Origin of the sequence: Cellulomonas sp. C5510 (genome assembly GCF_019797765.1) — a bacterium.
Classification (GTDB): Bacteria; Actinomycetota; Actinomycetes; order Actinomycetales; family Cellulomonadaceae; genus Cellulomonas.
This window is the reverse complement of record NZ_CP081862.1, coordinates 2,092,189-2,107,220: the sequence shown is the minus strand read 5'-3', so window position 1 is coordinate 2,107,220 and position 15,032 is coordinate 2,092,189. Positions and strand designations below refer to the sequence as shown.

Below are 15,032 nucleotides of genomic sequence, written 5' to 3'. Positions count from 1 at the left end.
CGGGCCCCGCCCCCCGGTGCGGGGGACGGGGCCCGTGCGTGTCGTGACCCGGGGCCTCAGGCGCTGCGGCGCAGCTTGCCGGCGCGCAGCAGGTCGAGGCGCTCGTCGAGCAGCTCCTCGAGCTCCTTGATGGTCCGGCGCTCCAGGAGCATGTCCCAGTGCGTGCGCGGCGGCTTGGTGGCCTTCGGCTCCGGCTTGGACGCGTCGCGCAGCAGCGCCTCGGCGCCGCACCGGCACTCCCACACCACCGGGACATCGGCCTCGACCGAGAACGGCAGGATGATCGTGTGCCCGTTCGGGCAGTCGTAGTACGCCTGGAGACGCGGGGCGAAGTCGACGCCCTCGTCCGTCTCCATGCTGTGGGACCCGATGCGCATACCGCGCAGGGACCGGTTCGACATCAGGACCTCCGTGCCTTGACGTGCAGACGTGTGGCTTACTCAGATCGGTCAACGTCCGGGGACCGTTCAGTGTTCCAGTCTGGCGTGAAGGTCCCGTGAACGCGCGGGGAGGGCCGTCTGCAGGGCTCAGGCGAGGGTCGCGCGGACCGCCCGGCGCACCAGCTCGGCGTCGTCCGCCCCCTCGTGCCGCCAGCGTCGCTGCTGCTGGGCGCCGTTGCCGCGCCCGAAGAGAGTCGCGACCCCGTCACGGACGCGATCCAGGTCGCCGCCCGCCGCGAGCGCCGGCTCGACGTGCCGGAGCAGCTCGTCGACCACGGCACGCGCCGGCGCCGGGCGGCCGGTCAGCGGGCTGAGGAGCTCGTCGTCGACGCCGGATCGCGCGGCCCGCCAGGTGGCGACGCGCACGACCTCGGTCCGCGGCTGCGGCGCCGGCTCGGGTCGCCCCGACACCGCGGTCTCCGCGAGCGCCCGGACGAGCGCGGCCAGCAGCACGGCGTCCTGCGGGTCCAGGCAGACGTCGGCCACCCGGACCTCGACGGTCGGGTACCGGGCGGACAGCCGGGCGTCGAAGTAGACCATCCCGTCGTCGAGGATCGTCCCGCTCGCCACGAGGTCCTCGACGCTCCGGCGGTAGGTCGCGGCGTCGCCGAACGGCGCCGTCGGGCCGGCGGTCGGCCAACGGCCCCAGATCTGCGACCGGAAGCTCGCGTACCCGGAGTCGTCGCCCTGCCAGTACGGGCTGTTGGCGCTGAGCGCCAGCAGCACCGGGTTCCACCGGCGCAGGTGGTCGACGACCCGCACGCCCTCCTCGGCGTCCGCGACCTCGACGTGGACGTGGCAGCCCGACGTGAGCTGGTCCCGCGCGGTGCGGGCGAACTGCGCGGCGATGTCCTGGGCGCGCCGGTTGACGACGACGGTCGGGTCGGCGGGCCGCGGCGACGTCGCGAGCGCCGCGATCCGGGCGCCCGCGTGCTGCGCGGAGGAGTCGGCCCGCCAGCGCCCGCCGCGCACCTCCTCGAGCAGGTCGTCGAGGTCGGTGCAGGGGTGCGTCGAGGTCTCGACCTGCTCCTGCGCGAACTCCTTCTCCAGCGACCCGCCCGGCTGGGCGGGGTCGTCGTCGCGGTCCACCGAGGAGGCGTGCTGCAGCACGGCCGCCCCGACGGCGCGCGGCGAGCCGTCCTCCGCCACCAGCAGGAACTCTTCCTCGACACCGATCGTGCGCACGCAGGAATTGTGGGGTCCGCGGGGGCGTCTGTCCTGCGGAGCGGCCGGCGGGGTCGGGGGCGGCGCCGGCCGTCCGGCCGCAGGTGGGAGCCCGCCCCGCCGCGCACTACGCTGGCCGCGCCCCCAGCCCCGACCCCGGAGGACCCGTGGCCCCCTGGCACACCCGCGCGTCGACGACCGTGTACGAGAACGCCTGGATCCGCGTCCGCGAGGACGCCGTGACCCGCCCGGACGGCCGGCCCGGCGTCTACGGCGTCGTGGAGGTCCGCCAGCCCGCGGTGTTCGTCGTGCCCGTCACGCCCGAGGGCGAGGTCGTGCTGGTGGAGGTCGAGCGCTACACCACCGGGCTCCGCTCGCTCGAGGTGCCGGCGGGCGGCTCCGACGGCCAGGACGCGCTGACGGCGGGACGCCGCGAGCTGCTGGAGGAGACCGGCCTGGTCTCGGACAACTGGCAGGAGCTCGGTGCCGTCTACTCGCTCAACGGCGTCAGCGACGCGCCCGGGCACGTGCTGCTCGCGCGCGACGTGCGGCCCGCACCCGACGCCGGCACGGTCGCGGCGGACGGGCAGGCGGAGGAGGGCATCGTGCAGGTGCAGCGCCGGACGTGGCCGGAGGTCGTGGAGCTGCTGCGCACCGGCGCCCTGACCGACGGGGAGTCCGTCGCCGCCCTCATGCACGCCGCGGTGGCCCTGGGCCGCCTCACCTGACACCCGCCGGGGCCGATCCGGGGTCCGCCCGAAGGCCCCGAGCGCCGTTCGGATCCGGACGCACGGGCACGCCCGGCGTGTCCGCTCGGACGGATCCGAACGGCACCGGCGGGCGGTCACGCGGGGGCGCGGTGCACGAGGGTCCAGCGCCAGAACAGCCGGCGGCGGACCCGTGCACCGGGCAGCACCCGCGCGACGCACTCCCGCACCTCGGCGAGCATGGCGGTCGCGGGCCCCAGCGCGTCCCGCCACCGGGTGAGAGCCTCCTCCGCCGGGAGGTGGTGCAGGACGGCGACGGCCGTCACGACGTCGTAGCGGCGGCCGCCGAGGTCGAGGGCGTCGCCCACGGCGAACGTCGCGCCGGGGACCTGGGGGCGCACGTCGCGGGCCGCAGCGACCACCCGGGGGTCGGCGTCGATGCCGTGCGCCCGGGCGCCGCGCCCGGCGAGCGCGCGGACCAGGTCGCCGGTCCCGGAGCCGACGTCGAGCGTGGTGCCGGGCGCGCGCGGCAGCCGGCGCAGCAGCCAGCGGGCGTACAGGTCGTCGTGGCTCCAGGGGTGGGCGGCGTTCCAGCGGTCGAGGGCGTCCGCCACGGCTGGGTGCACCCCGTCACCCTGCCAGGAGACAGCCCCGCGCCGTGGCACATCGCACCGTGCGCAGGATTGCATCTGTGCGCACAGACGCAGATGTGGCACGATGACGCGTGCTCCTCGTCCTGCGCGACCGCGCGTACCGCCGGCTGTTCGCCTCCCAGGTCGTGTCCCTGACCGGGACGGGGCTCGCCACGGTGGCACTCGGCCTGCTGGCGTACGACCTGGCCGGGGGACGGGCGGGCGTGGTGCTCGGGACCGTGTTCGCGCTCAAGATGCTGGCGTACGTGGCGGTCGCACCCGTCGCCGCGGCCGTGGTCCACCGCCTGCCGTCGCGCGCCGTGCTCGTCGGTGCGGACGTGGTCCGCGTGGTCGTGGTGCTGGGCCTGCCGCTCGTCTCGTCGGTCGCCCAGGTGTACGCGCTCGTGCTGGTGCTGCAGGCGGCGTCGGCGGTGCACACGCCGGCGTACCAGGCCGTCGTCCCGCGGCTCGTCCCGGACGAGCTCCGGTACACGCAGGCACTGTCGCTGTCGCGTCTCGCGGAGGACCTGGAGATGCTGCTGTCGCCCGTGTTGGCGGCCGCGCTCCTCCTGGTGCTGCCGGGTCAGCAGCTGTTCCTCGGGACCGCGGCGGGCTTCGCCGTCTCGGCGGCCGTCATCAGCCGGACCCGGATCCCGGCCGGCACCGCGGCCGCCGTGCAGGACGCGGACCTGCCCTTCGGTGCCCGGGTGCGGCGGGGTGCCGTGCTGATGGTGCGCACGCCGGCGCTGCGTGCCGTGCTCGCGCTCGACCTGGCCGTCGCCTCTGCCGGCGCCTTCGCGCTCGTGCAGTACGTGGCGGTGGCGCGCGACGCCTTCGGCGGTGGCGCGCGCGCGGCCGCGCTCCTGCTGGCGGCGCTCGGCGCGGGGTCGCTCACCGTGGCCGTGCTGCTGCCGTGTGTGCTGGCGCGCCGGCCGGAGCGCGCGGTGGTGCTCGGCGGTGTCGGGGCCCTGACGCTCGGCACGGCCGCGGTCGCCGCGGGGCTCACGATCCGTGGCACGGCGGGGCTGGCCGTGGTGGGCGCGCTGTTCGCCCTGGTCGGCGCCGGGTGGGCGGCGGCCGAGACCCCGGTGGGCCGGGTCGTCGCGCGCAGCGTCGGGCAGGGTGAGCAGCCGGCGGTGTTCGCCGCCCAGTTCTCGCTCTCGCACGCCTGCTGGCTCGTGACCTACCCGCTCGCCGGGGCGCTGGGGACGTTCGGCCCGGGGGTGGCCGCCCTGGCGCTCGCCGGCCTCGCCGCGGTGGCCGGCACCGCGACGGCAGCGCTCTGGCCGCGTCCCGCCTCCCTCACCGCGGTGGTGGCAGGCTGAGCGGGTGACCACCGAGACCACGGGGACCACCGAGACCACGGGGACGGCTGTGCCTCCGACGCCGGAGGCCGACCTGGAGGCCGCCGTCGACGTCCTGCGGCTGCTCGCGGACCCGACCCGGCTGCGCATCCTCGAGCTCCTGGAGGGCCGGGAGCTCTCGGTCGGCACGCTCGCGGGTCTGGTCGGGCGTCCGGCACCGGCCGTCTCCCAGCACCTCGCCCGGCTGCGGGCCGGCCGGCTGGTGCAGACCCGGCGCGACGGGGTGACGGTCCACTACCGCCATGCGAACGAGCACGTCGGCACGCTGGTGCGCCACGTGCTGCACCAGGCGGAGCACGTGCGCTACGAGGAGCCGCCCCACCACCGACGTTGACGCGCGGTGCTGTCGGAACGCCCCGGAGACGTGACACAGTGAGGCTCGGGGCGCCGCGGCACCGGATCAGGTATCAGCCCACGGTGCGCACGACGCGGCCGGGGTCGACAGCGGGAGCGCCACCGGTCAGGGGGATCCATGCGCAGCACCATCACCACCGAGCAGTCCGGTGGCGAGACCGTCGTCCGGCTCGTCGGCGAGATCGACCTGTCCGTGCGGGACCAGGCCGCCGGGGCGCTCAGCGCGGTCCAGCGGGCCGGCCGCCCGGTCGTCCTGGACCTGTCGGGCGTGACCTTCCTCGACTCGTCCGGGGTGTCCTTCCTCCTGCAGTGCCGCAAGGCCTGCGCGCGCGACGGCCTGGCCTTCCAGCTGCGGGACGTTCCGGGGCGGGCGCGTCGCGTGCTCGAGGTGCTCGGTCTCGTGGACGTGCTCGCCGCGGGCTGAGCGCGGCCCCGGTCGTGCTGGGCTGCGGCCCGCGCATCAGCGACGGGGCGTGCTCGGCACCACGCGGGCGTACCGGCGCGGCCGTGCCGGGTCGGCGCCGGTGAACCACTCGCCGTGCACGCGCATGCCGACGGCGTCGAGGTGCACGTCGACGCCGAGGTGCCCGGACGGGTCCTGGCCGGGGAGCACGTGCAGGTGCTCGCGGCCGAGCGGCCGCCCGGTGACGTCCGCGAGGCTCAGTGCCCACAGCAGTCCGCGGCCGTCCGGTTCGCCGTCGTGGAGGACGACGATCTGAGCCTGCCGGCGTGCGGGGGCCCCGAGGTCGCGGAACCGGGGGAGGGCGGTGTCACCGGCGGTGCCGGGGGAGGAGTGCATGCCTCACTGTGGTGCCGGACGGGCCGGCGCGCCGCCCGGCGACGGGTGAACCGGTGCCGCTCCGGGTGCGGGCTCGTCGCCCGGTCAGGACGCGAGCGCCTGTGCCGACCCTGCGTCGGGCGCGCTGACCTCTGCCCACAGCGTGTCGAGCGACAGGTCGATCGCTGCGGCGATCGCGGCGATCGTCGGGAACGCGGGCGTCGCGACCCGGCCGGACTCGATCTTGCGGAGGGTCTCGGGCGACACACCGGCGTCCCGCGCTGTGCGGACCATGGAGCGGTCGCCGCGGGCGCGTCGCAGCGCCGCGCCCAGCCGGCGCCCGCGTTCGACCTCGGCGTCGGTGAGGGGCAGACGGACCATGGGCCGATCCTAGGACGACGTCGGGGACCGGGACAGTCGTCCGGGGTAGCGGCGCGACGGGATAGTCTGACCGGGATAGTTGTCCCGAATCGCCGCCCGCCGGCGGCCGCACCGGAGGTCACCCGTGATCGAGATCCTCAGCCCCGACGAGCTCCGGCGGGCACGCGACACCGGTGCGCTCGTCCACCGGATCCTGCGGACCCTGCGCGACCGCACGCGGCCCGGCACCAACCTGCTCGAGATCGACCGCTGGGCGCGGCAGATGGTCGAGGAGGCGGGCGCCGTCTCCTGCTACGTCGACTACGCGCCGTCGTTCGGTCGCGGGCCGTTCGGCCACTACATCTGCACCTCGGTGAACGACGCCGTCCTGCACGGGCTGCCCCACGACCGCGCGCTGGCGGCGGGCGACCTGCTGACGCTCGACCTCGCGGTGTCCCTGCGGGGAGTCGTCGCCGACTCCGCCATCAGCTTCGTCGTCGGGGGCACGCGCCCGCCCGAGGCCGTCGCGCTGATCGACGCCACCGAGCGCGCGCTCGCCGCGGCGATCGCGACCGCGGGGCCCGGCGTGCACCTGGGTGACGTCTCGGCAGCCATCGGGGGCGTCCTCGAGGGCGCCGGCTACTCGGTCAACACGGAGTTCGGCGGGCACGGGGTCGGGTCGACCATGCACCAGGACCCGCACGTGTCGAACACCGGCCGGCCCGGGCGGGGGTACCGGCTGCGACCCGGGCTGCTGCTCGCGATCGAGCCGTGGGTCATGGCCGACACCGCCGAGCTCGTGACCGACGCGGACGGCTGGACGCTGCGCAGCGCGACCGGCTGCCTGACGGCCCACAGCGAGCACACCGTCGCGATCACGGAGGAAGGGGTGGAGGTCCTGACCTGAGGCGTCCGTGCCGGTGAGCGGGCGGCAGGGCAGGATGGCCCGATGGATCGTGCGACCACGCTGACCCACGTCGACCACGAGCGCGCCGCCCTGGCGGACCAGCTCCGAACCCTCCACGACGACGACTGGCGGACCCCGTCGCTGTGTGACGGCCTCTCGGTGCGCGAGGTGCTCGCGCACCTGACAGTGAGCGGGGCGGTGTCCCCGCTGCGCTGGTTCCTGGGGGTGCTGCGGGCACGCTTCGACTTCGACCGCCAGGTGGACGACCGGCTGCGCGAGCAGCTCGGGGCGGACCCCCAGGAGACGCTCGCCCGGTTCCGCGCCACCATCGGCAGCCGCACCTCCCCGCCGCTGCCCGCGCCCGCCCTGCTGGGCGAGCTCGTCGTGCACGGGACCGACATCCGGCACCCGCTCGGGCTGACGCGGGACCACCCGCACGAGGTGCTGGACCTGCTGCTGCGCTACTACGCCGGCACCGACCAGGTCGTCGTGGCGCGGTCCCGGGTGACCGGGCTGCGCCTCGAGGCCACCGACACGGGGACGACGGCGGGCGAGGGGGAGGTGGTGCGCGGACCCGCCCTCTCGCTGATCATGGCGATGACGGGCCGTGCGGCGGGCTGCGCCGACCTGACGGGTCCCGGGGCGGCCGTCCTCGCCGGGCGGTGCGCGTGAGACCGGGTCAGGCCTGCGTGTCCGCGCCCTGGAGCACCGGCGCCGCTCCTCGAGCAGAGCAGCATCGTCCGATCGGCGGGCGCGTCCGGGCCGTCGACGTCCCGGGCGCCCGTGTCAGTGCGCCGCGCCACGGGGGGCTGGGGGAGGAGGCCGGCCGGACCCGGCAGCGGTGAGCCAGTCGACGCCGAGGAGCGCGAGCATCGCCGCCACGTCCTCGGGGACGTCCCGCAGCACGCACTCCTGGTCGGACTGACCGCAGGCGCGGTGGCACTGGATGACGAACGCGAGCCCGGTCGAGTCGATGAACGTCACCTCGCGCAGGTCGAGCACGACGGGTCCACCCGCCGTGAGCGCCGTCGCGAGCGCACGACTGGCGTCCGCTCGCAGGGAGGCGTCGACCTCACCGCTCAGGCGGATGACCGTCGTGCGGCCGTCGGCGTGAGCGGAGATGGCGCCGGTCCGGGCCGCATGACCGCCGGCGCCGGCGGGCGTCCAGCCGGGGCGACCCTGCATCGCACCGTCCTCCTCGAGGCGGTCGCAGCGTCCGTCCCCGTCCCGAACGGTGGGGCCGGGCTGCTCGCCGGACGTGCGACCGGCGGCGGCGCTCGACCCGGGTCGAGTCTGCCACCGGGCCCCGGGCGTCGCCCGGCGAGCGCCGAGGCCCGGTGCCGGGTCGTCGCGAGGTCGGCCGGGCGCTCAGGCGGCGACCCGTCCCGCGGCGATCACGGCCCGGGCCGGCAGGTGCAGCATGCCGGCGGCGCCGGTGTGCGCGGCGGCGAGCTCGACGAAGGCCCGGCGCATCGCCTCCCGGCCCGCGTCGCCCTGGCTCCGGTAGGCAGCGCCGATGCTCGCGACGCCGCGGGTGACGGCGCTCCACCACACGGCGGACGGCGCGAGGTGGACGAAGCGGACCTCCCGTGCCCGGACCTCCTCGAGACCCGCCCCGGTCAGCAGCGCGCCGAGGCCGTCCGGCGTGCGCGGGAAGTCCAGGCCGACCGGCAGCGCGGTCGGGGCCGGTGCGACGCCCGCGCGGTCGAGCACGTCCGCCCAGAGCTGCTGCGCGGGCCCCGGCGGCGTCGGCCACACCGACACGGCGACCCGCCCGGCCGGCCGGGCGGCCCCGGCGAGCGCGGCGGCTGCCGCGCGCGGGTCGCCGACGTGGTTGAGCACGAAGTTCGCGGTCACGACGTCGAACCGCGAACCGACCGCGGCCGGGAGGCGGGGGAGCGCGCCCACCAGGACCAGGGCGTCCGGGACGGCGGCCCGTGCGAGCGCGACCATCTCCGGGTCCGGGTCCACGCCCGTGACCCTGCACCCGCGGTCCGCGGCGGCGCGGGCGACCGATCCGGGTCCGGTGCCGACGTCGAGCAGCGCCTCGCCGGGCCGGACCGCCGCGTCGTCGAGGAGCGCCGGCACCGCGTGGGCGCAGAGCCCGGCGAACGTCTCCGCGTACGCGGCCGCCGTCCCCGCCCAGGCGGCACGCTCCGCCGCGTCGTGCGCGGCGGCGTCGCCCCCGCGCGGGCCCTGCGTCGGCGCGGGGTCGGAGGGCACAGGCCGAGCATGCCGCCCGGCGGCGTCGGCCGGCGGGACGATCGTCCCCGGCGGCGCCCCGGGCGGCCCCGGCGCGGTCGGGCTCGCGCGTCCGGAGTCCCTCACGCACCGCATCGTGCCAGCCGCCCGGCCCCCGGGTACGGGCGACGACCCGCGCCGGGGCGCCCGGCCCGTTCCCGCCCGCGACGTCAGCGCGCGCGCTACGGTCGTGAGGTCATGGAACGGACGAAGAAGCCCTGGTGGCAGATGACCCGCACCCCGACGAGCGGGTTCGTGCTCGCGGGCCTGTGGGCGGCGGTCGCGCTCGTCCGATGGCTCACCTGGGCACCCGGGGAGCGGTTCGAGCTCGCGGCGGCGTGCGTGTTCACGCTCGGTGCGGCCGCTTACCTGGCCAGCGCCGCGGCGATGCTCCGCCGTGAGCGCGCGGCCCGCCGGACGCAGCGGGCCTGAGCGGGCCGCACCGGATCCCGCGGCGGAGGCCGTAGGGCGTCATGCGCGATCGTGCAGCGTGACGTGGTAGCCGTCCGGGTCGGCGAAGGTGAACGTGCGGCCGAACGGACCGTCCACCGGGGCGGAGACGATGGTGCGGCCGTCCGTGACGAGGGCGTCGTGGATCGCCTGCACGTCGGTGGCGTGCAGCCAGAGGGCCACGCCGAGACCGGGACGGGGGAGCGGGGCGAGGTCGGTGCCGGGGAGCAGGTCGCGCAGCGCGAACGCGATCGGCTCGGTGGTGAACACCACGGCGTGCGGCGGCCCCGCGGGCGAGCGCACCAGGCCGAGGTAGTGCTCGTAGAACGCCTGCGAGGCCGCGAGGTCGCGGACCTGGAGGGAGATGAAGTCGGGGCCGGTGACGGGCATGCGTGCTCCTCGAGTGAATGTCAGTAGACCTGACACGCAACCTATGTCAGGATGTTGACATGACGCAAGAGGCAGCCGGGATCGACCTCGAGACCTCCCTGGGCTACCTGCTGAAGGAGGCCTCCAGCGCCCTGCGCGCCGCCATGGAGGAGGCCCTGCGGCCGCTGGGGCTGACCGTGACCCAGTACTCGTGCCTGGAGCTGCTGGCGCAGCGACCCGGGCTGTCGGCGTCCGACCTGGCCCGCGGCGCGTTCGTCACGCGGCAGTCGATGAATGTCGTGCTCCAGGGGCTCGACCAGGACGGCCTCGTCACGCGGTCCGCCGAGCCGGCCGTCGGCAAGACGCTGCCCACGCGCCTGACGTCGCGCGGCCGCGAGACGCTCGACCGTGCGACGGCGGCCGTCCGCGGCGTCGAGGTGCGGATGCTCGACGGGATGTCCGACGACGAGCAGGCCGAGGCGCTGCGGCTGCTGCGGAGCATGCTCCGGTCGCTCCGGGACGCCGGGGCTTGATCGTGAGCGCGCTCCAGGTCCCAGGATGGCGCGCATGACACAGGACACGGCAACCGCCCGGCTCGTGCTCGGGACGATGGACTACGGCACGGTCGTCGACCGTGGACGGGCGTTCGCGCTCATGGACCGGTTCGTGGAGGCGGGCGGGGTGTGGCTCGACACCGCCGACTGCTACTCGTTCTGGACGGACCCCTCCGGCGTCGGCGGCGCCAGCGAGCGGGTGATCGGCGAGTGGCTCCGCGCCCGGCCCGGCGTGCGGGACGAGGTCAGGATCGCGACGAAGGTCCGACAGAACCCCCTGGTCCCGCACCGGTGGCCGGAGTCCGCCGAGGGGCTCTCGCGCGACGCGGTCCTCGCCGGCGTCTCCGGCAGCCTGGAGCGGCTGGGGGTCGACTCGGTCGACCTGCTGTGGGCGCACGCGGAGGACCGCGGCGTCCCGCTGGCGGAGACCGTGACGACGTTCGGCGAGCTCGTCGACCGCGGCGTGGCGGCCCGCGTCGGTGCGGCCAACCACCCGGCCTGGCGTGTGGAGCAGGCGCGCACGATCGCCCGGTCGACCGGGGTGGAGCCGTGGACGGCGCTCCAGCTGCGGCACTCGCTGGTGCTGCCGCGACCCGAGGCGGTGCTGCCGAACGCGGGCCACCGGCACCTCGTGCCGGACGACGCCGACTACGCGCGCACCGAGGGGCTCGACGTCTGGGTGTACACGCCGTTGCTCCACGGGGGGTACGTCCGCGCCGACAAGCCGTTCCCCGACGCCTACGATCATCCCGGCACCACCCGGGCGCTCCGGGAGCTCGACGACGTGGCGGCGGAGACCGGCGCCACGCGCAACCAGGTGGTGCTCGCCTGGCTGCTCCACCAGGGCATGAGCCCGATCATCGGCGTCAGCAGTGTCGCGCAGCTGGACGAGGCGCTCGGGGCGACGCAGGTGACGCTGCACGCCGAGCACGTCCGGCGGTTCGCCGCAGCGCGGTGACGCGACGACGAGGAGAGGCCATGACGAGGACGTGGACGCCCGCGGATGCCGCCGCGAAGACCGGGCTGTCTCTCGACACGCTGCGCTACTACGAGCGTGAGGGGCTGATCGGGCCCGTGTCGCGGACCCTCGGCGGGCACCGCGCGTACACGGACGACGACCTCTTCTGGATCGGGCTGATCGGCTGCCTCCGGGACGCCGGCCTGGGCATCGCCGACCTGCGGGAGTTCACCGTGCTGCTCCGTGAGGGCGGCAGCGGCGACCGGGTCGCGTTCCTCACCGAGCACCGCGCCGAGCTCCAGCGGCGGGCGGCCCAGCTGCAGAAGGCGATCGGGGTGCTCGACGAGAAGATCGCGCACTACTCCGACGTCGGCCGGCACGTCTGACCGTGTGGGGGGCGGATCGCCCAGCCGGGCGCGGTCACGTGTCGGCGCGTCGCCACTGCGCGAGGCGCTCCCGGCTCCGGACGATGCGGAGCATCGTGGTCAGGAGCAGACCTCCGACGAGGTTGCTGAGCACGACCCACCAGAACCAGCCGAGCCACGAGGCCATCGAGGCGCCCGGCTCGCCCGCGTGCACGGCCACGAAGATGACGAGGGTGTCGAGCACGGAGTGCAGCAGCCCGGTGCCGACGATCACGAAGGCGATCCCGACGGCGGCGACCACCTTGGCGACGTCGTCATCGGTCCCGTTCTGCATCCGGGTCAGCAGTGTGATGGCCGCGCCGGCCAGCGCGGCGAGCGCGAAGCCCCGAAGGTCGAGATCGTGGTCCGTGAACTCGCGGCTCAGCCGCCCGGCTGTGCCGTGCAGATCCGGCAGCGCCACCGCCACCAGCCACGCAAGCACCCAGCCGCCGGCGAGGTTGCCGAGCAAGGTCCCGGCCCACAGCCTCGCCAGGTGGATCCAGCGCGCCTCACCGGCCACGACCACCATCACCGGGACGTGGAACCCCTCGGTGAACAGCTCGCTGTGCCCCAGGCGGAGCGCCACCAGGCCGATCGAGAAGGCCAGCGCACCGAGCAGCATGCTGCCCGTCTCGTGCACGACCACCAGCAGCGCCAGCACGCCGACGCCCACCTCGACGCCCGCGACGGTGCCGGTGGCCAGCAGGTCGGGTGTGCTGCGGTAGAGCCGGGGGCGGCCTTCGAGGACGACCCGGTCGAGCGCCTCGTCCTTCTCCTCGGTCGTGCCGGCGTCGTCATCGCGCTCGTCCGGGCTCGTCCGCTCGTCGTCGGCTCGTTCCACGTCGTCCTCCGCTCCGCACGACTGTCCGCGCCGTGGCGCACTCAGGGTGCGCCACGGCGCGGCGATGCGCGCGCTCGGGGCCGCGCTACTCGTGTTGGATGGACGCCGATAATGGACGTTATGTCAGATCACCGTCTGCGCACGGCGTCTGTCGTCCTCGCCGGATCAGAGCTCAACTCCCCGACCGTGGCCGATCACCGCGTCGACCACGGCGAGCAGTCGATCTGCAGGACCGCGACCCGGCACCCGCCTGCACTCGCCGGGTCGGTCACCCGGGGATCAGACGCGAGCGTTCCGAACCAGAGCATGACGACGGCCGCGCACCACGCAGCGACCAGAGCCACCGCCTTCAGCGCGTTCCTTGGCCTGCCCCGCACGGGCCCTGACCGAGTGTCGCTACGTGCTGATGTCCCGTGTGGCGTAGTGGATCGTCTGGGCGACGATGCGGCCGTCTCGTACGACGTAGGAGTCTGCTCCGTCGTGGACCTGTGTGCCTCGGCCGCGGCCGCGCCACTGCAGCATCGCGAACTGGTCCTCCACCAGGACCTGGTCGTACTCGTAGGAGCCGACCGGCAGGTAGGTGTTGAGAACGTGTGCGGAGCGACGGAGGGCGTCGATGCCCCGAGCTGCTCCCTCCCCCCACGTCAGAACGACGACGTCCGGAGCGTAGTTCTCGCGTAGATCCCGCTCGAGGTCTCCGGCCTTGCGGCATTCGAGGTGGGCTTCGACGACGTCCCGGGTTGATCGCATGCGTCCTCCTCGTGCGGCATCGGCGTGGACACGCGGTGCACTGGAACCCCCTGCGTCTGGGCCCAGCCGGCGATCGCGTCACCCACCAGGCCGTTCGCACGTCGGCGGGTCGCACCGGTGAGGTCGACCGCGGTTCGCGTGTCGGGCGTCAGCGCGGTGATGGCGCTCGGGTCGTGCACGCCTCCCACCCCCCGGTCGCCGTCAGGGCCGCAGCGGCACGCGGTGGCCCGTCCGACTCCGTGTCCGAGGCGGACCGCCGTGTGACGTGCGCCGTGCACGACTACCGTGCCACAGGCCGCCGCCCACGGTGAAGCGGGCGACGGTCAGCGGTCCCCGGGCTCCAGCGCGGTGCCGTCGCCCAGCTGGGCGGTGGTGATGACGCTCAGGGTGCCGTCGGTCTCCAGCACGACGCGTGCGACCTGGTCGAACCCGCCGGCCCCGCTGCTGCGGACCGCCTGGCGCACCTCCGCCGGTGTCAGCCGCTGCGCGCCGAGCGCAGCGTCGTCGAGCACCCCGTCGCGCAGCACCGTCGTGGGCCGCGCGGTCACGACGGACCGGCCGGGGCCGAGGTGGGACGTCGTCCAGGACACGAGCAGCTGCAGCAGGACGAGCACGACGAACGCCGCGACACCTTCGGTCCACGCGACGTCCGCGCTCAGCAGGATCGTCGCGAGCGTCGACCCGAGCGCGACGGTGACGACGAGGTCGAACGCGTTGAGCTTGGCCAGGGTGCGCTTGCCCGAGACCCGCAGCAGCAGGACGAGGGCGGCGTAGGCCGCCGTCCCGACCAGCACCACCCGGAGCAGGTCGCCCCACGAGTCGAACCACATGGCACTCCCCCGTCGTCGCCGTGCCATCCACCCTCGCGCGGCTCAGCCGCGGCGGCCACTGCGCGCACGCTCGGGTGGCGACCCCAGATGCATCCGCCTGACCCCGCTCCTAGCGTGGACGGCGCGCCCAGGCAACGGGCCGACTCCGGGACACCCCACCTCGAGGGAGAACGTGATGCGCACGACCGAGATGCTCCAGACCTACCCCGCCACGATGAACGTCGACCGCGAGGCTCTCGCCCGGGCGATCGAGTCGCTGGTCGAGTGCTCCCAGGCGTGCACCGCCTGCGCGGACGCGTGCCTGAGCGAGGAGATGGTCGCCGAGCTGCGCACGTGCATCCGCACGAACCTGGACTGCGCCGACAGCTGCGGCACGACGGCGCGGATCCTGTCCCGGCACACCGGGTATGACGCGAACCTCACGCGGGCCCACCTCGAGGCGTGCATCGCCGCGTGCCGCGCGTGCGGCGACGAGTGCGAGCAGCACGCGGGCATGCACGAGCACTGCCGGGTGTGCGCCGAGGCGTGCCGCGCGTGCGAGCAGGCGTGCCGCGAGCTGCTCGCGACCATGTCCTGAACGGTCCGTGCGATGACGACATACCTGCGTCTCGCGGTCACGTTCGCCGCGGTGCTGGCCTCCGGCGTCCTGCTCGCCCGCACCCGGACGGTCGTCGGGGAGGAGGCGTTCCTGCGCTCGATGATCCCGCACCACTCCCGCGCGGTACTGGTGTGCCAGGAGGCGCAGATCACCGACCCCGAGATCATCGAGCTGTCCGACCAGATCGTCTCGAGCCGGCTCGAGGAGATCGACCAGATGCAGGACATCCTGCGCCGGCTCGGCTGACCGGCGGGACATGGAGCAGCGGGCCATGCCTCCCGACCACGATCTCGAGGAGCTGCCGTGCTGATCCTCGGGATCACGTCGCTGT

General features: G+C 75.1%; 23 protein-coding genes. 12 read left to right on the top strand and 11 right to left on the bottom strand.

All coding sequences use genetic code 11. From position 1 onward, the window contains the following. Positions 1-56: 56 nt before the first annotated feature. Positions 57-401, bottom strand: coding sequence for an RNA polymerase-binding protein RbpA (locus tag K5O09_RS09855; RefSeq protein WP_146838390.1), 345 nt, complete (start codon positions 399-401; stop codon positions 57-59). A 126-nt stretch (positions 402-527) separates the two neighbouring features. Further along, positions 528-1,625 (bottom strand): glutamate--cysteine ligase, encoded by a 1,098-nt coding sequence (locus K5O09_RS09850; protein WP_255595202.1) that lies wholly within the window; start codon positions 1,623-1,625, stop codon positions 528-530. A 146-nt stretch (positions 1,626-1,771) separates the two neighbouring features. Here K5O09_RS09850 and K5O09_RS09845 point away from each other — a divergent pair, with 146 nt between their 5' ends. Further along, a complete protein-coding gene (locus K5O09_RS09845) occupies positions 1,772-2,332 on the top strand; it encodes an NUDIX domain-containing protein (RefSeq protein ID WP_222169401.1) in 561 nt (186 codons plus the stop codon). Positions 2,333-2,448: 116 nt separating this feature from the next. Here the strand turns inward: K5O09_RS09845 and K5O09_RS09840 are convergent, their stop codons facing one another. Then, positions 2,449-2,937, bottom strand: a complete 489-nt coding sequence (locus tag K5O09_RS09840) for a bifunctional 2-polyprenyl-6-hydroxyphenol methylase/3-demethylubiquinol 3-O-methyltransferase UbiG (protein WP_222169400.1) — start codon at positions 2,935-2,937, stop codon at positions 2,449-2,451. A gap of 98 nt (positions 2,938-3,035) precedes the next feature. Between K5O09_RS09840 and K5O09_RS09835 the strand changes: the two genes are divergently transcribed. From K5O09_RS09835 to K5O09_RS09825, 3 genes are all read left to right on the top strand, one after another. Continuing rightward, the gene (locus tag K5O09_RS09835; RefSeq protein ID WP_222169399.1) at positions 3,036-4,268 is read left to right on the top strand and encodes an MFS transporter; all 1,233 of its coding nucleotides are present in this window, start codon (positions 3,036-3,038) and stop codon (positions 4,266-4,268) included. A 4-nt stretch (positions 4,269-4,272) separates the two neighbouring features. Next, entirely contained in the window at positions 4,273-4,641 is a 369-nt protein-coding gene (locus K5O09_RS09830) for a helix-turn-helix transcriptional regulator (RefSeq protein WP_304518587.1), read from the top strand. Positions 4,642-4,779: 138 nt separating this feature from the next. Further along, a complete protein-coding gene (locus K5O09_RS09825; RefSeq protein WP_222169398.1) occupies positions 4,780-5,085 on the top strand; it encodes an STAS domain-containing protein in 306 nt (101 codons plus the stop codon). 36 nt (positions 5,086-5,121) lie between these two features. On the opposite strand, the gene K5O09_RS09820 is transcribed toward K5O09_RS09825, so the two are convergent. Further along, positions 5,122-5,460 (bottom strand): hypothetical protein, encoded by a 339-nt coding sequence (locus K5O09_RS09820; protein WP_222169397.1) that lies wholly within the window; start codon positions 5,458-5,460, stop codon positions 5,122-5,124. Between the two features lie 84 nt (positions 5,461-5,544). Next, the gene (locus K5O09_RS09815; RefSeq protein ID WP_222169396.1) at positions 5,545-5,820 is read right to left on the bottom strand and encodes a helix-turn-helix domain-containing protein; all 276 of its coding nucleotides are present in this window, start codon (positions 5,818-5,820) and stop codon (positions 5,545-5,547) included. Positions 5,821-5,944: 124 nt separating this feature from the next. On the opposite strand from K5O09_RS09815, the gene map reads away from it, so the two are divergent. Together map and K5O09_RS09805 are read left to right on the top strand one after the other, a co-directional pair. After that, the gene (gene map, locus K5O09_RS09810) at positions 5,945-6,706 is read left to right on the top strand and encodes a type I methionyl aminopeptidase (RefSeq protein WP_222169395.1); all 762 of its coding nucleotides are present in this window, start codon (positions 5,945-5,947) and stop codon (positions 6,704-6,706) included. Positions 6,707-6,748: 42 nt separating this feature from the next. Then, entirely contained in the window at positions 6,749-7,378 is a 630-nt protein-coding gene (locus K5O09_RS09805; protein ID WP_222169394.1) for a maleylpyruvate isomerase family mycothiol-dependent enzyme, read from the top strand. Positions 7,379-7,492: 114 nt separating this feature from the next. On the opposite strand, the gene K5O09_RS09800 is transcribed toward K5O09_RS09805, so the two are convergent. Continuing rightward, positions 7,493-7,891: an STAS domain-containing protein gene (locus K5O09_RS09800; RefSeq protein ID WP_222169393.1), complete on the bottom strand. Its 399-nt coding sequence runs from the start codon at positions 7,889-7,891 to the stop codon at positions 7,493-7,495. A 183-nt stretch (positions 7,892-8,074) separates the two neighbouring features. Further along, positions 8,075-8,929 carry a class I SAM-dependent methyltransferase gene (locus K5O09_RS09795; protein ID WP_222169392.1) on the bottom strand — a complete coding sequence of 285 codons (855 nt, stop codon included), beginning with the start codon at positions 8,927-8,929 and terminating at the stop codon, positions 8,075-8,077. A 216-nt stretch (positions 8,930-9,145) separates the two neighbouring features. Between K5O09_RS09795 and K5O09_RS09790 the strand changes: the two genes are divergently transcribed. Continuing rightward, positions 9,146-9,379, top strand: a complete 234-nt coding sequence (locus tag K5O09_RS09790) for a hypothetical protein (protein WP_222169391.1) — start codon at positions 9,146-9,148, stop codon at positions 9,377-9,379. A 39-nt stretch (positions 9,380-9,418) separates the two neighbouring features. Here the strand turns inward: K5O09_RS09790 and K5O09_RS09785 are convergent, their stop codons facing one another. After that, complete coding sequence (locus K5O09_RS09785; protein ID WP_222169390.1) at positions 9,419-9,787, bottom strand: VOC family protein; 369 nt, start codon at positions 9,785-9,787, stop codon at positions 9,419-9,421. A 59-nt stretch (positions 9,788-9,846) separates the two neighbouring features. On the opposite strand from K5O09_RS09785, the gene K5O09_RS09780 reads away from it, so the two are divergent. Genes K5O09_RS09780 through K5O09_RS09770 form a run of 3 tightly spaced genes read left to right on the top strand, consistent with a single transcriptional unit; the run spans position 9,847 to position 11,664 of the window. Continuing rightward, on the top strand, positions 9,847-10,299 hold the full coding sequence (locus K5O09_RS09780; RefSeq protein ID WP_222169389.1) for a MarR family winged helix-turn-helix transcriptional regulator: 453 nt from the start codon (positions 9,847-9,849) through the stop codon (positions 10,297-10,299). A 34-nt stretch (positions 10,300-10,333) separates the two neighbouring features. Then, positions 10,334-11,278, top strand: a complete 945-nt coding sequence (locus tag K5O09_RS09775) for an aldo/keto reductase (protein WP_222169388.1) — start codon at positions 10,334-10,336, stop codon at positions 11,276-11,278. A 20-nt stretch (positions 11,279-11,298) separates the two neighbouring features. Then, positions 11,299-11,664 (top strand): MerR family transcriptional regulator, encoded by a 366-nt coding sequence (locus K5O09_RS09770; RefSeq protein ID WP_222169387.1) that lies wholly within the window; start codon positions 11,299-11,301, stop codon positions 11,662-11,664. A gap of 34 nt (positions 11,665-11,698) precedes the next feature. Here the strand turns inward: K5O09_RS09770 and K5O09_RS09765 are convergent, their stop codons facing one another. The 3 genes from K5O09_RS09765 to K5O09_RS09755 form a co-directional block, all read right to left on the bottom strand. Beyond that, positions 11,699-12,523: a formate/nitrite transporter family protein gene (locus K5O09_RS09765; protein ID WP_222169386.1), complete on the bottom strand. Its 825-nt coding sequence runs from the start codon at positions 12,521-12,523 to the stop codon at positions 11,699-11,701. A 396-nt stretch (positions 12,524-12,919) separates the two neighbouring features. Continuing rightward, positions 12,920-13,273, bottom strand: a complete 354-nt coding sequence (locus K5O09_RS09760) for a nuclear transport factor 2 family protein (RefSeq protein WP_222169385.1) — start codon at positions 13,271-13,273, stop codon at positions 12,920-12,922. Positions 13,274-13,596: 323 nt separating this feature from the next. Continuing rightward, entirely contained in the window at positions 13,597-14,103 is a 507-nt protein-coding gene (locus tag K5O09_RS09755; RefSeq protein ID WP_222169384.1) for a DUF421 domain-containing protein, read from the bottom strand. A 175-nt stretch (positions 14,104-14,278) separates the two neighbouring features. Here K5O09_RS09755 and K5O09_RS09750 point away from each other — a divergent pair, with 175 nt between their 5' ends. Both K5O09_RS09750 and K5O09_RS09745 read left to right on the top strand, forming a co-directional pair. Then, positions 14,279-14,680, top strand: a complete 402-nt coding sequence (locus K5O09_RS09750) for a four-helix bundle copper-binding protein (RefSeq protein ID WP_222169383.1) — start codon at positions 14,279-14,281, stop codon at positions 14,678-14,680. Between the two features lie 12 nt (positions 14,681-14,692). Continuing rightward, entirely contained in the window at positions 14,693-14,947 is a 255-nt protein-coding gene (locus K5O09_RS09745) for a DUF305 domain-containing protein (RefSeq protein ID WP_222169382.1), read from the top strand. Positions 14,948-15,032: the final 85 nt, after the last annotated feature.